This is a genomic window from Streptomyces sp. NPDC029292, from assembly GCF_055569295.1.
Window position 1 is genome coordinate 15,190 of sequence record NZ_JBVHXR010000016.1, and the last position, 18,643, is coordinate 33,832.

The 18,643-nt window shown below is 70.5% G+C and carries 12 protein-coding genes; 5 read left to right on the plus strand and 7 right to left on the minus strand.

Features of this window, described 5'->3' with window-relative positions:
- Window positions 1-220 precede the first annotated feature (220 nt).
- A complete protein-coding gene (locus ACZ4WS_RS30490; protein ID WP_467985890.1) occupies window positions 221-1,747 on the minus strand; it encodes a flavin monoamine oxidase family protein in 1,527 nt (508 codons plus the stop codon).
- A 294-nt stretch (window positions 1,748-2,041) separates the two neighbouring features.
- The gene (gene rpsA / locus ACZ4WS_RS30495) at window positions 2,042-3,541 is read right to left on the minus strand and encodes a 30S ribosomal protein S1 (protein WP_467985503.1); all 1,500 of its coding nucleotides are present in this window, start codon (window positions 3,539-3,541) and stop codon (window positions 2,042-2,044) included.
- Between the two features lie 336 nt (window positions 3,542-3,877).
- On the opposite strand from rpsA, the gene ACZ4WS_RS30500 reads away from it, so the two are divergent.
- Together ACZ4WS_RS30500 and ACZ4WS_RS30505 are read left to right on the plus strand one after the other, a co-directional pair.
- Complete coding sequence (locus tag ACZ4WS_RS30500; protein WP_467985506.1) at window positions 3,878-4,738, plus strand: class I SAM-dependent methyltransferase; 861 nt, start codon at window positions 3,878-3,880, stop codon at window positions 4,736-4,738.
- Between the two features lie 77 nt (window positions 4,739-4,815).
- Window positions 4,816-7,440: an ATP-dependent RNA helicase gene (locus ACZ4WS_RS30505; protein ID WP_467985508.1), complete on the plus strand. Its 2,625-nt coding sequence runs from the start codon at window positions 4,816-4,818 to the stop codon at window positions 7,438-7,440.
- Here ACZ4WS_RS30505 and pgfA read toward each other — a convergent pair.
- The 3 genes from pgfA to ACZ4WS_RS30520 all read right to left on the minus strand — a co-directional run bounded on the left by pgfA (window position 7,430) and on the right by ACZ4WS_RS30520 (window position 10,450).
- A complete protein-coding gene (gene pgfA, locus ACZ4WS_RS30510) occupies window positions 7,430-8,422 on the minus strand; it encodes a cell envelope lipid trafficking protein PgfA (RefSeq protein ID WP_467985509.1) in 993 nt (330 codons plus the stop codon). The genes ACZ4WS_RS30505 and pgfA overlap by 11 nt on opposite strands.
- Window positions 8,423-8,464: 42 nt before the next feature.
- Window positions 8,465-8,599 carry an SPW_0924 family protein gene (locus ACZ4WS_RS30515; RefSeq protein WP_467985511.1) on the minus strand — a complete coding sequence of 45 codons (135 nt, stop codon included), beginning with the start codon at window positions 8,597-8,599 and terminating at the stop codon, window positions 8,465-8,467.
- A 162-nt stretch (window positions 8,600-8,761) separates the two neighbouring features.
- Window positions 8,762-10,450, minus strand: a complete 1,689-nt coding sequence (locus ACZ4WS_RS30520) for a lytic transglycosylase domain-containing protein (RefSeq protein WP_467985513.1) — start codon at window positions 10,448-10,450, stop codon at window positions 8,762-8,764.
- A gap of 216 nt (window positions 10,451-10,666) precedes the next feature.
- Between ACZ4WS_RS30520 and ACZ4WS_RS30525 the strand changes: the two genes are divergently transcribed.
- The gene (locus ACZ4WS_RS30525) at window positions 10,667-11,521 is read left to right on the plus strand and encodes a DUF4184 family protein (protein WP_467985515.1); all 855 of its coding nucleotides are present in this window, start codon (window positions 10,667-10,669) and stop codon (window positions 11,519-11,521) included.
- On the opposite strand, the gene ACZ4WS_RS30530 is transcribed toward ACZ4WS_RS30525, so the two are convergent.
- Together ACZ4WS_RS30530 and polA are read right to left on the minus strand one after the other, a co-directional pair.
- Complete coding sequence (locus ACZ4WS_RS30530) at window positions 11,442-12,425, minus strand: serine hydrolase (protein WP_467985517.1); 984 nt, start codon at window positions 12,423-12,425, stop codon at window positions 11,442-11,444. The genes ACZ4WS_RS30525 and ACZ4WS_RS30530 overlap by 80 nt on opposite strands.
- A gap of 367 nt (window positions 12,426-12,792) precedes the next feature.
- On the minus strand, window positions 12,793-15,519 hold the full coding sequence (gene polA / locus ACZ4WS_RS30535) for a DNA polymerase I (RefSeq protein WP_467985519.1): 2,727 nt from the start codon (window positions 15,517-15,519) through the stop codon (window positions 12,793-12,795).
- Between the two features lie 155 nt (window positions 15,520-15,674).
- On the opposite strand from polA, the gene ACZ4WS_RS30540 reads away from it, so the two are divergent.
- On the plus strand, window positions 15,675-17,954 hold the full coding sequence (locus ACZ4WS_RS30540; protein WP_467985521.1) for an FdhF/YdeP family oxidoreductase: 2,280 nt from the start codon (window positions 15,675-15,677) through the stop codon (window positions 17,952-17,954).
- Between the two features lie 61 nt (window positions 17,955-18,015).
- Window positions 18,016-18,477, plus strand: coding sequence for a PaaI family thioesterase (locus ACZ4WS_RS30545; protein WP_467985523.1), 462 nt, complete (start codon window positions 18,016-18,018; stop codon window positions 18,475-18,477).
- The last annotated feature ends 166 nt before the right edge of the window (window positions 18,478-18,643 follow it).

An 18,643-nucleotide genomic window follows, 5' to 3' on the forward strand; every position in this document is an offset into this window, starting at 1 on the left:
TTCACCACCACGTACCACACCCAGCGCGCCGCAAGCCCGCCCCGCCCTTTTTTTCTCCCCCCCCCCCCACCCACCCGCCCCCCCCCCCCCCCCCCCCCCCCCCCCCCCCCCACCGGCGTCTCTTACCGGCTTTTTCAGCCGCCACGAGCGGCTGGAAGACAACGAAAACGGTGAAGACGGTGAAGACAGTGAAGACCGCTACAAGAACAGCATGCTCGCGTTACGACGACAGCACGCGCGCGTGGAGCGCGGTGACCGCCTTGCGGGCGGACGTGAAGGCGCCGTGCTGCCAGGCGTCGGTGTAGCTGAGCCAGTCGCCCGCGAAGTAGACCCGCCCGGTCGGCTGGTTGAGCGGCTTGTAGCGGGCGTCGTCGGGGCCGCCGGGGGTGTCGTGCCAGGCGGCTTCCAGGTGGGGCGTCTGGCGCCAGTGGTGCGAGAAGGAGGACGCGAGTTCGCTGCGGTACTTCTCGCCGTAGATCTTCACGCCCGCGGCCACCGCGCGGCTCTCGCGCTCCTTGGGGGTGAGCTTCGCGTACGCGTCCGCGTCGTCGTCGTAGTTGTAGTAGCCGACCAGCACGCCGCGCTCGCCGTGGAAGCCGTACGAGGGGTGCCAGATGTGGGTGATGTCCTGGTCGGTCTCGGTGATGCCGCCGTAGATGTTGTGGTCCAGCTCCCACCAGCGGGAGCGGTACTCCAGGCCGATCTTGGCCGCGGAGGAGGGGGTGATCGCCTCCAGTGCCGTCTGCACGCCGGAGCCGAGGTTGTGCGGGATCTTGGCGAGGATGTTGGGCGGAAGGGCGCCGATGCAGTAGTCGGCGTCGATGGACTTGGTACGGCCGCCCTGGGTGTAAGTGACGGTAACGCCACTCCCCTTGTCGGTGATTTTCGAAACCGCGGCCCCTGTACGGACGCGATGGGCGCCGATCGCCTTCGTGAGCGCGCGCGGTATCTGGTCCATGCCGCCCACCGGCTGGAACATCAGCATCGCCTGGTCGAAGCCGAACTCGAAGGAGAAGTAGCGGCCGACGCCGGTGGCGAAGACGTCGGAGGCGGAGGGGATGTCGCCGAGGAGCGTACCGGGGGTGCCGGCGGCGGCCGGGACCGTGGTGTATCCACGGCGTTCACCGCCTTCGTACGTCAGCTTGTCGCCCAGTTCCCCGAAGTCCTTGAGGAACTCGACGAGCCGCTCCTGGTCGGTGGCCGTCAACTCCTTGTCCAGGGCTCCCTTGTCGGTGGCCTTGGCGAGCAGCTCGGAGACATAGCCGTAGACATCGGCCTTCGCGGTGCGGTAGCGCATCGGCTTGGTCATGCCGGTGGACTCGTTGAAGATGTACGCGTCGGCGTTGACGTTGGTGAACACCTCGATCGGGACGCCGAGTTCGCGGCAGTAGTCGAGGGTGACCATCCACTGCGCGAGGCGGGCGGGGCCCGCGTTCATGTAGTGGCCCTCGCTGAAGCGGGCTGTTTGCGTGTTGCCGTAGAGGTCGGTGGTCGTATCGCCGCCGCGGACCGTGAAGTTGCGGCCGCCGGTGCGGTCTCTGGCCTCCAGGACCGTACAGTCGTAGCCGGCCTTGCCGAGTTCGTACGCGGACGCGAGTCCGGCGATACCGCCGCCGACGATGACGACCTTGGCGGCGCCGCGCCCAATGAGCGTGAAGTCGCTCGACTTCAGGGCCCGGAACGGCTGTTCACGCTGTGCGGCCTGGGCGGTGGGCGCGAGGCCGAGGGCCCCCATGGTGGCGAGCATCGTGCCCGCGCCGCCGGTGAGACCCACATTCCGCAAGAACGATCGCCGACTCGCACCCGGCCCGCTCTGAAGCTGTGCCATGACTTGGGCTCCCCTTTCGATCTTGAACGACCGGGGAAGCCTCCCAATGGCTGGTTACGGCCCGTCAGTTACTCGTGTATCCCCCATGTTTCTGCGACCGCACGCGTCCAGCGGGCTGGACACCCCTGGGTACGGCTGCCGGGAACGCACTGCGGGCCCGCACCCAGATGGGTGCGGGCCCGCAGTCACGAACTACTGGCTAGCGGTGAGCTTTCAGCTCTGGCCGCCGGCGAGCTTCTCGCGGAGGGCAGCCAGGGCCTCGTCCGACGCCAGGGCGCCGGAGGTGTCGTCCGACTCCGAGGAGTACGAACCGCCACCGGAGGCGGCCGGAGCCGCACCCGCGGCGCCGGCACCCTCGGCCTCGGCCTGGGCGTCCGCCTCGCGGGACTTGATGACCTGAGCCTGGTGCTGCTCGAAGCGCTGCTGCGCCTCGGCGTACTGGTGCTCCCACGCCTCGCGCTGGGTCTCGTAGCCCTCGAGCCAGTCGTTGGTCTCGGGGTCGAAGCCCTCGGGGTAGATGTAGTTGCCCTGGTCGTCGTAGGACGCGGCCATGCCGTACAGGGTCGGGTCGAACTCGACCGAGGCCGGGTCGGCACCGAAGGACTCGTTGGCCTGCTTCAGCGAGAGGCTGATGCGGCGGCGCTCGAGGTCGATGTCGATGACCTTGACGAAGATCTCGTCGTTGACCTGGACGACCTGCTCCGGGATCTCCACGTGGCGCTCGGCCAGCTCGGAGATGTGGACCAGACCCTCGATGCCCTCGTCCACGCGGACGAACGCACCGAACGGAACGAGCTTGGTGACCTTACCCGGGACGACCTGACCGATCTGGTGCGTACGGGCGAACTGCTGCCACGGGTCTTCCTGCGTCGCCTTGAGCGACAGGGAGACGCGCTCGCGGTCCATGTCGACGTCGAGAACCTCGACGGTGACTTCCTGGCCGACCTCGACAACCTCGGACGGGTGGTCGATGTGCTTCCAGGAGAGCTCGGAGACGTGGACGAGACCGTCGACGCCACCCAGGTCCACGAAGGCACCGAAGTTGACGATCGAGGAGACGACGCCGGAGCGGACCTGACCCTTCTGCAGGGTGGTGAGGAACGTCTGGCGAACCTCGGACTGGGTCTGCTCGAGCCAGGCACGGCGGGACAGGACCACGTTGTTGCGGTTCTTGTCCAGCTCGATGATCTTGGCCTCGAGCTCCTTGCCCACGTACGGCTGGAGGTCGCGAACGCGGCGCATCTCGACGAGGGAGGCCGGCAGGAAGCCACGGAGGCCGATGTCGAGGATGAGACCACCCTTGACGACCTCGATGACGGTACCGGTGACGATGCCGTCTTCTTCCTTGATCTTCTCGATCGTGCCCCAGGCACGCTCGTACTGAGCGCGCTTCTTGGACAGGATCAGACGGCCTTCCTTGTCCTCCTTCTGGAGAACGAGGGCCTCGATCTCATCGCCCACGGCGACGACCTCGTTGGGGTCGACGTCGTGCTTGATGGAGAGTTCGCGGCTCGGGATGACGCCTTCGGTCTTGTAACCGATGTCGAGCAGGACCTCGTCCCGGTCGACCTTCACGATGACGCCGTCGACGATGTCGCCGTCGTTGAAGTACTTGATCGTCTCGTCGATCGCGGCGAGGAATGCTTCCTCGTTACCGATGTCGTTGACCGCAACCTGCGGGGTGGTGGCGGTGGTCTCGGTGCTGCTCGTCATGTGGGAAAGGGCTCCGGTACGGACAGAGAGTCGTAGGTACTGCTTACGCCGGGAGCCCGTTTCGCTCTGCAGAAGCCGGACAGCATAGGAAGCGCCGAACCCGGATCGTGTTTATGACAAACACCGCCGGTGGCGCCTCGAAAACCGAGGGGACATACATACAGATGCGAGCGCAGCCTGCTACGTCTGAGGTGCGCAGGCCCGCAGCGCAACTTGTAGCATACGGGGGCAGCCGGGCAGGGTCAATGCGCGAAGGCGCACACCCGGGGCGGATTGCCGCAAACCCGGCACAAGACCTGTCTCAAGAGGCCACGCGGGCTGTAGGCAGCCCCTGCCGTGACACCCCCGAGACGGGTTGGACGGAAGAGTACGACGAGGGAGCCGATCATCCAAGAGCCTGAGCCGTTCGAGCCCGAAGCCACCCGACGCGAGGCGGACGTCACGGAGAGTTCCCGCGCCAATCGCGGCTGGTGGGACCGGAACGCGGACGAGTACCAGATCGAACACGGCACGTTCCTCGGAGACGACCGTTTCGTGTGGGGCCCGGAGGGGCTCGACGAGGTGGAGGCCGAGCTGCTCGGCCCGCCGGAGGACCTGAAGGGCAAGGACGTCCTGGAGATAGGCGCCGGCGCGGCCCAGTGCTCGCGCTGGCTGGCCGGGCAGGGAGCCCGTCCGGTGGCCCTGGACCTCTCCCACCGCCAGCTCCAGCACGCGCTGCGCATCGGCGGCGGCGTGCCGCTGGTGGAGGCCGACGCGGGCGCCCTGCCGTTCGCGGACGGCTCCTTCGACCTCGCGTGCTCGGCGTACGGCGCGCTGCCGTTCGTGGCAGACCCGGTACGCGTCCTGCGCGAGGTGCACCGGGTGCTGCGCCCCGGCGGCCGCTTCGTCTTCTCGGTGACGCATCCGATCCGCTGGGCGTTTCCCGACGAGCCGGGCCCCGAGGGCCTCTCCGTCGCCGCCTCCTATTTCGACCGCACTCCGTACGTGGAGCAGGACGAGCAGGGCGGCGCGGTGTACGTCGAGCACCACAGGACGATCGGCGACCGCGTCCGCGACATCGTGGCCGGCGGCTTCCGCCTGATCGACCTCGTCGAGCCGGAGTGGCCCGCCTGGAACACCCAGGAGTGGGGCGGCTGGTCCCCGCTGCGCGGGAATCTGATCCCGGGGACGGCGATCTTCGTGTGCGAGCGGGACTGACGAACGCGGCCGTGCCGTGGGGGTCCGTGGGCACGCGCGCGTGGAGGGCGTTTTGACGCGCGTACGAGACTAGGGGCGTGATCCGTTACGACGCCCTGGACGTGCTGCCCGTACGCGGCGCCCTGCCCGGTCTGAACGACGCCCTGGAGGGCGACGGCGGCGCGGTGCTCGTGGCGCCGCCCGGCACCGGCAAGACGACCCTCGTGCCGCTGGCGCTCGCCGGTCTTCTCGACGAGCGGCCCGTACGGCGTGTCGTCGTCGCCGAGCCCCGGCGCATCGCCGCCCGGGCCGCGGCGCGGCGGATGGCGTGGCTGCTCGGGGAGAAGGTCGGCGAGAGCGTCGGCTACACCGTGCGCGGCGAGCGGGTGGTCGGCCGCCACGCGCGCGTGGAGGTCGTCACGACCGGTGTCCTGCTGCAGCGGCTCCAGCGGGACCAGGAGCTGGCGGGCGTCGACGTCGTCGTGCTCGACGAATGCCACGAGCGGCATCTGGACGCCGACACGGTGGCCGCCTTTCTGTTGGACGTACGCGCCGCTCTCCGCCCTGAGCTGCGGCTGGTGGCCGCGTCCGCGACCACCGACGCCCAGGGGTGGGCCCGGCTGCTGGGCGACGCGCCGGTGGTCGAGGCGCGGGGTGTCTCGTATCCGGTCGAGGTGGTGTGGGCGCCGCCCGTACGCCCTGTACGGCCGCCGCACGGGATGCGCGTGGACCCGGCGCTGCTGACGCATGTGGCGTCGGTGGTGCGGCGGGCGCTGGCCGAGCGTGCGGGGGACGTGCTGTGCTTCCTGCCCGGTGTCGGGGAGATCGCGCGGGTCGCCGGGCAGCTGGGGGACCTCGGCGATGTCGATGTGCTTCAGGTGCACGGGCGGGCGCCGGCGGCCGTGCAGGACGCCGTGCTGTCCGCGGGTGTACGGCGCCGGGTGGTCCTCGCCACCGCCGTCGCCGAGTCGTCGTTGACGGTTCCCGGGGTGCGCGTGGTCGTCGACTCCGGGCTCGCGCGGGAGCCGCGGGTGGACCACGCGCGGGGGCTGAGCGCGCTGACGACCGTACGGGCCTCGCAGGCGGCGGGGCGGCAGCGGGCGGGGCGGGCCGGCCGTGAGGCGCCGGGAGCGGTGTACAGGTGCTGGACGGAGGCCGAGGACACGCGTCTGGCGCGCTTTCCCGCACCGGAGATCAAGGTGGCCGACCTGACGGCGTTCGCCCTGCAGGCGGCCTGTTGGGGTGACCCGGACGCGTCCGGGCTCGCGCTCCTCGACGCGCCGCCGAGTGGGGCGATGGCGGCGGCGCGGGATGTTCTGTCGGCGGTCGGTGCGGTGGACGCCGCGGGGCGGGCGACGGCGCGGGGGGTACGCATGTCCCGGCTCGGGGTGCACCCGCGGCTCGCTCGGGCCCTGCTGGACGCGGCGCCCTCCGTCGGCGCGGGACGCTCCGCGGAGGTCGTCGCCCTGCTGAGCGAGGAGCCGCCGCGGGAGTACGGCGACGATCTCGCCGGGGCTTGGCGTGCCGCCCGGCGCGGGGCTGACGCCTACGCGGCCCGCTGGCGGACGGAGGCTCGGCGTCTGCGGGACGCGTCCACGGGGCTTTCCCGTCCGCCGGCCGGTGACCCTCTTCCTGTCACGGTCACCGCCGAAAACCCTCCCGGCCCCGCCGACCAGCACGCGCCCGGCGCGGACGCCGCGGACACCACCCGGGCCACGCCTTCCAGGGCGGGTGGATGGGCGGGCGCCGGGGACGACCGGGTGGTCGGGCTTGTTGCCGCGCTCGCGTTTCCCGAGCGGGTGGCGCGGCTTCAGGGCGGGTCCTACCTCATGGTGTCGGGGACGCGGGCCGAGGTGGCGGACGGGTCGGGGCTGCGCGGAGCGCCCTGGCTGGCTGTGGCTGTCGCCGACCGGCCCGTCGGCGCCGGGCACGCGCGCGTGCGGCTCGGGGCCGCCATCGACGAGGAGACGGCGCGGTGGGCCGCGGGGAGCCTGTACGCCGAAGGAGACGAGGTCCACTGGGCCGACGGGGACGTCGTCGCGCGGCGCGTGGAGCGGCTCGGGGCGGTGGAGTTGGCGGTGCGGCCGATCAAGGACGTCGACTCCGGGCTCGTACGGGAGGCGCTTGTTGAAGGGCTGCGGGAGGAGGGGCTGGGGCTGCTGCGCTGGACGCGGGACGCCGAGACCCTGCGGCAGCGGCTCGCGTTTCTGCACCACCACCTCGGCGCTCCCTGGCCCGACGTCTGCGACAACGCCCTCCACGCGCGCGTGGACGAGTGGCTGGAGCCCGAGCTCGGACGGGCGCGCAAACGAGCCGATCTGGGGCGCATCGAAGCCGGGCAGGGGCTCACCCGGCTGCTTCCGTGGGCCACCGGCGATGCCGCGCGGCTCGACGAGCTCGCACCGGAGCGGATCGAGGTGCCTAGTGGGTCCAGAATCCGGATCGACTATGCCGACCCCGAACGGCCCGTGCTGGCGGTGAAGCTGCAGGAGATGTTCGGGCTGGCCGAGACACCCCGGGTGGCCGGCGTGCCCGTACTCGTGCATCTCCTCTCCCCCGCCGGCCGGCCCGCCGCCGTCACCGCCGACCTGGCCTCCTTCTGGAAGGACGGCTACCGGGCCGTACGGGCCGAACTGCGCGGGCGCTACCCCAAGCATCCGTGGCCCGAGGACCCGGCGACCGCCGAGCCGACGCGGCACACGAACGCGCGGCTCAGGCGTTGACCGGTTCGGGTTCCACAGCCTCGGTGGGCGCCGGGTCGCCGGGACGGCGGCTGCGCGCCTCCAGGTACAGGGAGAGGGACAGGAGTCCCGCGCCGAGGATCAGGAAGCCCCAGGGGAGGTACGAGGTCATCAGGAGGACCAGGGTGCGGTTCGACTTGACCAGGTCGACCGTGTGCTTGATGTAGTCCTCGCGCATCTTCACCTGCCCTGCGAACGCCGTCACCTTCTTGCCGTCGCCGAGCAGGGTGCCGCCGCGGAGTTCCTCCTTGTGGTCCTCCTCGCCGTAGACGGGTGCCCCTGTGACCGGCTCCACCCAGAACTTGCGGACCGTCGTGTACCAGATGCTCGTGCCGGTCTTGGCGAGTGACTCCCGGGTGATGCCCTTGACGGGCATGACCCTGGGGAACTGGACCTTGGTCCAGGGAATGGTCTGCTCGAAGTAGTAGACCTTGACTCCCCGGAAGTTCTGGGTGCCCTTGTAGTGGATGGGGTTGGTGGTGCGGGTCTGCGCGTCGAAGTACTCGTAGTCCCGCTTCTCCGTGAGGAAGGGCCACTTGAACTCGATGCCGTCGCGTTTCACCGGGTCGCCGTCGACCATCTCGCCCGTGGCGTGGACGGGGTCCTGGCTGTGCGCGTCGAAGATGTAGCGCTCGGGGATCTCGGAGACCATCTTGCCGTCGGGGCCCTGGATGTAGGAGAGGGAGTCCCAGACGACCACGTCGCGGCCCGCGGTCTTCTCGATCTTTTCGGAGGCTTCGACGTTGCCCTTGAGGGTCTGCACGACGGTGACCTTGGGCACCTTCTTGGCCTTCATGGTGCCGTAGTCGATGAGGGTCGCGTTCTTCGCCTCCAGGACCATGTCCTGGTACTGGTTGGCGGGGATCTTCGCCAGGCGCGGGAAGGCGTACCAGCGCATGAGTGGGGACAGCGCCGTGAAGAACACGGCGAAGGCGAGCAGGATCAGGCTGGCCTTGCGGCGCATTTCGGCGTCCTCCCTGTGCGTGCGGTACGGGCCGCGTACGGCCTACGGGTGCTTCGGGACCGTGGTCAGCATCGGCTTCGGCGACGTCTTGCCGGACGGTGAACCCATGGCCGTGATGGTGAGCACCAGGGCGAGCGCCACGGCGAGACCGATCGCGGCGGCGATGAGGGCACGCATGCGGGGCCTCCCGAGGGCCAGGAGCTGATACGTCGTCAGGTCCGGCACCGTAGCAACGGCGGGGCGAGATGAGAACACGTTGCACAAACAGACGGCGGCGCCCCTCCGTACAAAACCGGAGGGGCGCCGCGGTGCGATGCGTATTTAGCGGTGCGATGCGTATTAAGAGGTGGCCGCCGCCACCTTCAGCTCGACCGTCAGCGTCGCGCCGCCCGTGGTGTCGATGCGGAGCAGGAACGTGCCGGTGGTGTCGTCCGCGTACAGCTTCGGGAGCTTGAGCACGCCGTCGGCGTCCGTCGTGAGGTCCGTGAGAGTGCGTACGGTGTTGCCGTCCGCGTCCTTGAAGTACGGGCCCTTGTCGTTCTCGGTCGCGTCGTCGGCCGACTTGATGAGGGTCGCGGTGGCCGCGACCTTGTCCGCGACGGCGCCCTGGTACGTGGCCTTCACCTCGACCTGGTCGGCGAACTCGCCGCCCGGCACGCAGGTCAGCTCGGTGTCGCTGGTGCGGGTGAGGGTGTCGGCCTGGCGCGGGGTGACGCTCGCCGTGTAGTCGAGGCCAGCCAGGTCGCGGCCCACGACGGTGGCGCGGACCGTGAAGTCGCCGGTCTTCTCGCCCGCCACCAGCGAGGGCGCGGTGGCCAGGCCGGCGCTGGTGGTGACCATCGTGGCGACGGTCTCGCCGCCGGTGAAGGTGGCGTCGGTGTCGCCGATGATCGTGAACCGCACCCGGACCTTCGCCACGGCCACGCCGGCCTTGGTCTCGGTCCGTACGGCCACCCTCTCGCCGAACGCGTCGCCCGCCGTCGCGGAGAGCTTGCCGGTGTCCGCGTCCTCCAGGTGGTCCACCGTTTCGGTGGGGGTGGGCGGGGTCGGGGTCGGGGAGGGCGTGGTGGGCGGGGTCGGGCTGGGGCTCGTGGAGCCGCCGCCCGGCTTGGGGGTGCTCGGCTTCGGACTCGGCGTACTCGGCGTACTGGGCGTACTGGGCGTCGAGGGTGACGACGGACTAGGGCTCGCCCCGGAGCCGTCGTTGCTGCTGTGCGAGGGCAGCGTGCCGGTGCCGTCCGGCACCTCGTGGGTGCCCTTGCGGTAGTACTCCAGCCACGACAGGACCGTGTTGAGGTAGGCCGTCGAGTTGTTGTAGTTGAGGATCGCGGCGTTCATCTGCGACTGGACGGACAGGTCGCGGTCGAACCGGCAGAGGTAGTGGCCGGCGGCGAGCGCCGCGTCGTAGACGTTGTTCGGGTCCTTCTTGCCGTCGCCGTTGCCGTCGCGGCCCGCCCAGTCCCAGGTGGAGGGGATGAACTGCATGGGGCCCACCGCGCGGTCGTACGCGCTGTCGCCGTCGTACGCGCCGTTGTCGGTGTCGGCGATCAGGGCGAAGCCGTTGCCGTCGAGCTTGGGGCCGAGGATCGGCGACAGCGTGGTGCCGCTCGCGTCGACGCGGCCGCCGCGGGCCTGGCCGGACTCGACCTTGCCGATGGCGGCGAGGAGTTGCCAGGGGAGGTTGCAGCCCGGCTTCGACTCGCGCAGCGCGGCCTCGGCCTTCTTGTAGGCGTCCAGGACGGTCGCGGGTATGCCGGCCTCGGCTTCGCCCTGGGAAACGGGCGTGCCTATGGTCGGCGACGGGCTGGGGCTGTTCAGCGGCGGAAGGTCCGTGTAGTACGGCGACTGGCCGGTCGCGCCGCCGTCGTCGGTCCCGTCGGGTGCGGACTCGGAGCCGGTGGTCTGTCTGCCCTGGTCGTCGCTGGTCACTCCCGGGGCCTGGGACGCGGCCAGAGCCGCGACCGCGGCCGCGGCCACGGCGGTGGTTGCCGCTCCCTTGCGCAGCCTCCTGCCGAAATGCGCCGCCATTGAGTGAACCCCTCCCGTGGACGACCTTTTTCTCGTGTGCGACCGTGCTCCCCAGCACGGCAACCCAGGTGACACTACGACAACTTCCGACGCTGGGGCACCCGTTCGTGCCCGGTTTTCACCAGTTGGCCATGTGCGCTGGTGCGCCCGCATACTGGGCGCCAGTGATCGCCGGGCCGTCGCACCCGGCCAACGTTAGCCGCCGGGGGAGCCGACTTGCCCTTCACTCTCAGCCATGCGGCGGCCGTGCTGCCCGCCGTGCGCGGTGACGGAACCGGGCGCGGCCGACTTGTTCCGGCGGTCCTCGTGGCTGGTTCGTTCGCCCCCGACATGACCTATTACGCGGCAAGTGTGCTGCCCGGAGCGATGGAGTTCGGCACCTTCACGCACTCCTTCACCGGTGTGTTCACCTTCGACGTGCTCGTCGCCTGGGCGCTCGTGGGCGCCTGGCTGGTCCTGCGCGAGCCGCTGGTGGCGCTGCTGCCGCGGGCCCGGCAGGGGCGGGTTGCCGGTCTGCTGCGCTGCGGTGCGGCACAGGAACGTGTGCGCCCGTCGGCGGTGCTGTGGTGGTACGTCTCCGCGGCGCTCGGCGCGCTGACGCATGTCGTGTGGGACGCGTTCACCCATCACGACCGGTGGGGGATGCGGCTGTTCCCCGTCCTGGGGCGGGAGATCGCGGGCTCGCCGCTGTACTGGTACCTCCAGTACGGCAGTTCGGCGGTGGCCGCCGTCGTGATCGCGGCCTTCGTGGTCGTCGCGCTGCGGCGGACGCCGTCCGGCGAACCAGTGGGGGTGCCCGTGCTGTCCGTTTCCGACCGGTGGTGGTCCGCTGCCGTGATCGGATGCTGTGCGCTGGTGGCCGCGGTGCAGCGAGCCTCGCGCTGGTCGGCGTACTGGGGTTCCAGCGCGAAGCTCTGGGAGTTGATCCCGACGGTGTGTTTCGGCGGCGGGGCGGGTCTGGTGCTCGGCCTCGCGCTGTACGCGGTGGGGGTCAGGGCGTGGCGTCCCGCTCCGGCTCGTCCCAGCCGGGCTGCGACTCATACGGAGCCGAGCCGTCCGACCGCTCGCTGACCTTGGTCTGCGGGGTGGGGCTCTGGACGAGACCGCGCCCCTGGTTGAGGCCCCGGTGCACGGCCTGAGCGATGCGCTCGATGGTGCGGACCCCGTACGCCATCGTCGGGTTGTCGTGCGACAGGACGACGATGCGGTAGGTGCGGTTGGTGCCCGTGAACGCGCCGACGCTGTGTACGCGCCAGCCGTGCGTGGCCCGTGGCAGCCAGCCGTTCTTCACATGGGCCGTGAGGCCTCTCGGCATGCCGGACGGCACGCCCCAGCGCTGGTCTCTTTCGACCTCGCTCATCAGCTTCAGACCGTAGGCGCGGCTCCTCAGGAACGAGCGGGCGTTGGTGAGCACGCCCAGCAGCCGCATCTGATCGTCGGCCGTAATGCGGGTCAGACCCCAGTAGCCGCGCGGTCCGAGGACGGTGCCGGTCGTTCCGACGCGGGCCAGGAGGCGGTCCAGATAGGCGTGGCCCAGGTCGGTCCACAGACGCAGGGCGGACGTGTTGTCCGACCTGGTGATCATGGGGCGGATGTTGGCCAGTTCCCAGCGGGTGAGTTTGCGGCCGAGTTTCTCAGCCCGGCGCAGGGTGCCCTCCATGATCATGACCTTGACGACGCTCGCCGAGTCGTACTGCAGTTCGCTGGCAAGGGCGCAGGTCAGGCCGGTGCCGTCGTCGTGCACCGCCACGGAGACGGTGCCCCGGCGAGACGACAGCGCCGCCAGGATGTCACGGGACATCCGGCCAGCGAGGTCGGGGTCACGGGTGGAGCGGCAGACCGCGGGCACCTGAACGGTGCTGGCTTCCGCGGCGACCGCTGGTATCGGCGTGAGTAGCGCCGAGACGACAGCGGTGGCCGCGACAACGACGGCCGTGGATGCGGCCGTGCGGCAGTGGAGCATGCGTATACCCATGCCCGCATCCTTACGGCCCCTCTGCCCGGGGGGCGCCTTTGCGAGGGCCACGCGGGTGACGGTTCCCTCCGGGGTTGAGCGGGGGTGGGTACGGGGCCTGCGGGCGGGATGGAGACTTGCGACTCCGGGGTGGCGCAGGTGGGGGTTTGCCCTGCGGGCGGGCCCGGCGGGTTTTGGCCGGTTCGGCACTCGGGGCTTGCCCCGTGGCCGGCCCCAGCGGATTCCGGCCGACTCGGCACTCGGGGCTTGCCCCGCGGGCAGCCCCCGCGGATCCCGGCCGGTTCCGCACCGCCGAAACACCCCGCGCCAGCTGCGCGCCGTTGCGGCGGAGGGGGACTGACCGTCGGACGGTAAGTCCCCGCTCCGGCTAGTGCGCGGCCGACTCCCAGTCCTCCCCGGAGCCGATGGAGACGTCCAGGGGAGCCCGGAGCTGGACGGCGGACGCCATCTCGTGGCGGAGGAGTTTCTCCGTCTTGGCGCGCTCGCCCGGGGCGATTTCCAGGACGATTTCGTCGTGGACCTGGAGGAGCATCCGGGACTTGAGGCCCGCTTCACGCAGCGCGCGGTCCACGTTGAGCATGGCGATCTTGACGATGTCGGCGGCCGTGCCCTGGATGGGGGCGTTGAGGGCCATGCGCTCGGCCGCCTCGCGGCGCTGCCTGTTGTCGCTGTTGAGGTCCGGCAGGTAGCGGCGGCGGCCGAAGAGCGTCGCCGTGTAGCCCGTCGCCCGCGCCTCGTCGACCGCCCTGCGCAGATAGTCCCGTACGCCGCCGAAGCGCTCGAAGTACGTGTCCATCAGCGCGCGGGCCTCACCCGCGTCGATGTTCAGCTGCTGGGAGAGCCCGAACGCCGACAGCCCGTACGCCAGGCCGTACGACATCGCCTTGATCTTGCGCCGCATCTCCGCGTCGACCGCGGACCGCTCCACGGAGAACACCTGGGAGGCGACGGTGGTGTGCAGGTCCTCGCCGGAGGTGAACGCCTCCAGCAGGCCCTCGTCCTCCGACAGGTGGGCCATCACACGGAGCTCGATCTGGCTGTAGTCCGCGGTCATCAACGAATCGAAGCCCTCGCCGACCACGAAGCCACGGCGGATCGCGCGGCCCTCGTCCGTGCGGACCGGGATGTTCTGCAGGTTCGGGTCGGTCGAGGACAGCCGGCCCGTCGCCGCCACGGTCTGGTTGAACGTGGTGTGGATGCGGCCGTCCGCGGCGACCGTCTTGATCAGGCCCTCGACCGTGGAGCGCAGCTTCGCCTGCTCGCGGTGCCGGAGCATGATCACCGGCAGTTCGTTCTCGGTCTGTGTCGCCAGCCACGCCAGCGCGTCCGCGTCCGTCGTGTAGCCCGTCTTCGTCTTCTTCGTCTTCGGCAGGGCCAGCTCGCCGAAGAGGACTTCCTGGAGCTGCTTGGGCGAGCCGAGGTTGAACTCGTGCCCGGCGGCCGCGTGCGCCTCCTTCACCGCCTGCTGCACCGCGCCCGCGAACATCTGCTCCATGGCTTCCAGATGCGTCCGGTCGGCCGCGATGCCGTGCCGCTCCATGCGGGCGAGGAGCGCCGACGTGGGCAGCTCCATGTCGCGCAGCAGGTCGGCCGCGCCGACCTCCGTCAGCTTCTCGCCGAACGCCTCGCCCAGGTCGAGGATCGTGCGGGCCTGCGCCATCAGCGCGTCCGCCTCGGCCTGGTCGTCGGCGCCGAAAGCGAGCTGTCCGTCGGCCGCGGCGGCGGGCCCCAGCTCCCGGCCGAGGTACTCCAGGGACAGCGCGTCCAGCGCGAAGGAGCGACGCCCCGGCTTGACCAGGTAGGCGGCGAGCGCGGTGTCCATGGACACGCCCTCGATGCTCCAGCCGTGCTCGGCGAAGACCCGCATCGCGCCCTTGGCGTTGTGCATGACCTTGGGCTTCTTGGGGTCGGCGAGCCACTTCGCGAACGCGTTCTCGTCGGCCTCGTCCAGCTGTGACGGGTCGAACCACGCGGCCGGACCGTCGGCCGCGGCGAGCGCGACCTCGGCCACCGCGCCCGTGCCCAGCGCCCAGGAGTCGACCGTGGCCACGCCCAGGACCGCCTTGCCGTGCTCGGCGAGCCACGGCTTCAGCTCGCCCGCGCCGAGCACCGTGCCGTCGAGCTCGACGCCCTCGGCGACCGGCTGTGCCGCTTCCGCCTCCGCGGCCCCCGGGTCGACGGCGAAGAGGCGCTCGCGCAGCGACGGGTTGCGGATCTCCAGGGTGTCCAGGACCATCGCGATCTTCGTACGGTCGTACGCCGCGCGCTCCAGGTCGGTGACCGTCGCGGGCAGCTCGACGTCCTTGACCATCTCCGTGAGACGGCGGTTGAGCTTCACCGCCTCCAGGTGGTCGCGCAGATTCTGCCCGGCCTTGCCCTTGACCTCGTCGACGCGCTCGACGAGGTCCGCGAACGAACCGAACTGGTTGATCCACTTCGCGGCCGTCTTCTCACCGACACCGGGGATGCCCGGCAGGTTGTCGGACGGGTCGCCGCGCAGCGCCGCGAAGTCGGGGTACTGGGCCGGCGTCAGCCCGTACTTCTCGAAGACCTTCTCCGGAGTGAAGCGGGTCAGCTCCGAGACACCCTTCGTCGGATACAGCACCGTCGTGTGCTCGGAGACCAGCTGGAAGGAGTCGCGGTCGCCGGTGACGATCAGCACCTCGAAGCCCTCGGCCTCGGCCTGCGTGGCGAGCGTGGCGATGATGTCGTCGGCCTCGAAGCCGTCGACCGCGAACCGCTTTGCGTGCATCGCGTCGAGCAGCTCGCCGATCAGCTCGACCTGCCCCTTGAACTCGTCCGGGGTCTTCGACCTGTTCGCCTTGTACTCGGTGAACTCCTGGGAGCGCCACGTCTTGCGCGAGACGTCGAACGCCACCGCGAAGTGCGTGGGCGCCTCGTCGCGCAGCGTGTTCGCCAGCATCGACGCGAAACCATAGATTGCGTTCGTCGGCTGGCCCGTCGCGGTCGTGAAATTCTCCGCGGGCAGCGCGAAGAACGCGCGGTAGGCCAGTGAGTGCCCGTCCATGAGCATCAGCCGCGGACGGCCCGTGCCTGCGGTTTTCTCGGTCTTCTTCGATGCTGTTTCTGCCACGCCCCCGATCCTGCCACGCCCCACTGACACTCAGACCCGCTCGTCGCCCACAGCCCCTCTCACGTGCCGCCCTCCAGGACCGGACACGGTCGCTGTCACTGACACGTGCGAGGATCGGAGACGTACTTCTCACGTGCACGCGAAGGGGTCCAACGATGGCCAGCAAGCCGCCCAATGGTGATCCGGTTCAGGACGCGCCGCAGGTCGCCGAGCCGAAGCACGCCGCGGCCGGGCTGCCCGCCATCGGGCACACCCTGCGCATCGCCCATCAGCAGATGGGCGTGCGCCGCACCGCGCTGACCCTCCTCCGCGTCAACCAGAAGAACGGCTTCGACTGCCCGGGCTGCGCCTGGCCCGAGCCGGAGCACCGGCACACGGCGGAGTTCTGTGAGAACGGCGCGAAGGCGGTCGCCGAGGAGGCCACCCTGCGCCGGGTCACCCCGGACTTCTTCGCCGCGCACTCCGTGGCCGACCTCGCCACCCGCAGCGGCTACTGGCTCGGCCAGCAGGGCCGCCTCACCCACCCCATGTACCTGGCGGAGGGCGCCGACCACTACGAGCCGGTGCCCTGGGAGCGGGCCTTCGACATCGTCGCCGAGGAGCTCGCCGCACTCGGCTCCCCCGACGAAGCCCTCTTCTACACCTCCGGGCGCACGAGCAACGAGGCCGCCTTCCTCTACCAGCTGTTCGCCCGCGAGCTCGGCACGAACAACCTGCCGGACTGCTCGAACATGTGCCATGAGTCGTCGGGCTCCGCGCTCTCCGAGACCATCGGCATCGGCAAGGGCAGCGTCCTGCTCGATGACCTCTACAAGGCGGACCTGATCATCGTCGCCGGGCAGAACCCCGGCACGAACCACCCCCGGATGCTCTCGGCGCTGGAGAAGGCCAAGGCGAACGGCGCGAAGATCATCACGATCAACCCGCTGCCCGAGGCGGGCCTGGAGCGCTTCAAGAACCCGCAGACCCCCCAGGGCATGCTCAAGGGCGCCGCCCTCACCGATCTGTTCCTGCAGATCCGCCTCGGCGGCGACCAGGCCCTCTTCCGCCTCCTGAACAAGTTGATCCTGGAGACGGACGGGGCCGTCGACGAGGAATTCATCGGCGAACACACCCACGGATACGAGGAGTTCGCGGCCGCGGCCCGAGCCGCCGACTGGGACGAGACCCTCACGGCCACGGGCCTGGACCGCGCGAAGATCGACGAGGCCCTGCGCATGGTCCTCGCCTCCGAGCGCACCATCGTGTGCTGGGCCATGGGCCTCACCCAGCACAAGCACGCCGTGCCCACGATCCGCGAGGTCGTCAACTTCCTTCTGCTGCGCGGCAACATCGGCCGCCCCGGCGCGGGCGTGTGCCCGGTGCGCGGCCACTCGAACGTGCAGGGCGACCGCACGATGGGCGTCTTCGAGCGGCCCGCCCCCGCCTTCCTGGACGCCCTGGAGAAGGAGTTCGGGTTCGCTCCGCCGCGCGAGCACGGCTACGACGTCGTACGGGCCATCCGCGCCCTGCGCGACGGCGAGGCGAAGGTCTTCTTCGCGATGGGCGGCAACTTCGTGGCCGCCTCCCCCGACACCGAGGTGACGGAGGCGGCCATGCGCCGCGCGCGCCTCACCGTGCACGTGTCGACGAAGCTGAACCGCTCGCACGCGATCACCGGCGCGCGTGCGCTGATCCTGCCCACCCTCGGCCGCACGGAACGCGACCTCCAGGGCAGCGGCGAGCAGTTCGTGACAGTCGAGGACTCCATGGGCATGGTGCACGCCTCACGCGGCCGCCTGGAGCCCGCGAGCCCGCAGCTGCTGTCCGAGCCCGCCATCGTGGCCCGGCTCGCACGCCGCGTCCTCGGCGCGGAATCCCGTACGCCCTGGGAAGAGTTCGAGAAGGACTACGCGACGATCCGCGACCGCATCGCGCGCGTGATCCCCGGCTTCGAGGACTTCAACGCGCGAGTGGCCGACCCGGCCGGCTTCACCCTCCCGCACGCCCCGCGCGACGAGCGCCGCTTCCCCACCGCCACCGGCAAGGCCAACTTCACGGCCGCGCCCGTCGAGTACCCGGCGCTCCCCGAAGGCCGCCTGCTCCTGCAGACCCTGCGCTCGCACGACCAGTACAACACCACGATCTACGGCCTGGACGACCGCTACCGGGGCATCAAGAACGGCCGCCGGGTCGTGCTCGTGAACCCCGAGGACGCGCGGCAGCTCAAGCTCGCGGACGGCTCGTACGTCGACCTGGTCAGCGAGTGGAAGGACGGCGTGGAGCGGCGCGCGCCCGGCTTCCGCGTCGTGCACTACCCCACCGCCCGGGGCTGCGCGGCCGCCTACTACCCGGAGACCAACGTCCTCGTCCCGCTGGACGCGACCGCCGACACCAGCAACACCCCTGCCAGCAAGTCCGTCGTCGTACGTCTGGAACAATCGCCCACCGACTGAGCGTTCGCTCAGCGAGAGTGATCCACGACGAAACGAACCACGACGAACGGAGCCGGGCCCCATGGGCGAGCAGCACACCGTGAAGTTCCCACAAGAGGTCATCGACGAGTACGCCGCGCTCGGCGTCGACCTGCCCGCGCTGTTCTCCGCCGGCCACCTCGGCACCCGCATGGGCGTGCAGATCCTCGAGGCCTCGGCCGATCGCGTCGTGGGCACCATGCCGGTGGAGGGCAACACCCAGCCCTACGGCCTCCTCCACGGAGGCGCCTCCGCCGTCCTCGCGGAGACCATCGGCTCCGTCGGCGCGATGCTCCACGGCGGCAGCTCCAAGATCGCCGTGGGCGTCGACCTGAACTGCACGCATCACCGCGGGGTGCGCTCCGGCCTGGTCACCGGCGTGGCCACACCCGTGCACCGGGGGCGCACCTCGGCGACGTACGAGATCGCCATCACCGACGAGGACGGCAAGCGCGTCTGCAGCGCCCGCCTGACCTGCGTCCTCAAGGACGCACCCAAGGGCTGACCCCACAGGCCCGACGCCCGGAGGAGTCCGAGGCCGACGAGGGACAAGGCGACGAGGGGGGCGAGCAGGCCATGGCCGGTCGGCGTGACGGCCGCCTCCCCCCTCCGGCCGGCCACGCACGGCACTCCCCGCCCCAGCGCCCGGCAACTCCCCAGCCCACAGCACC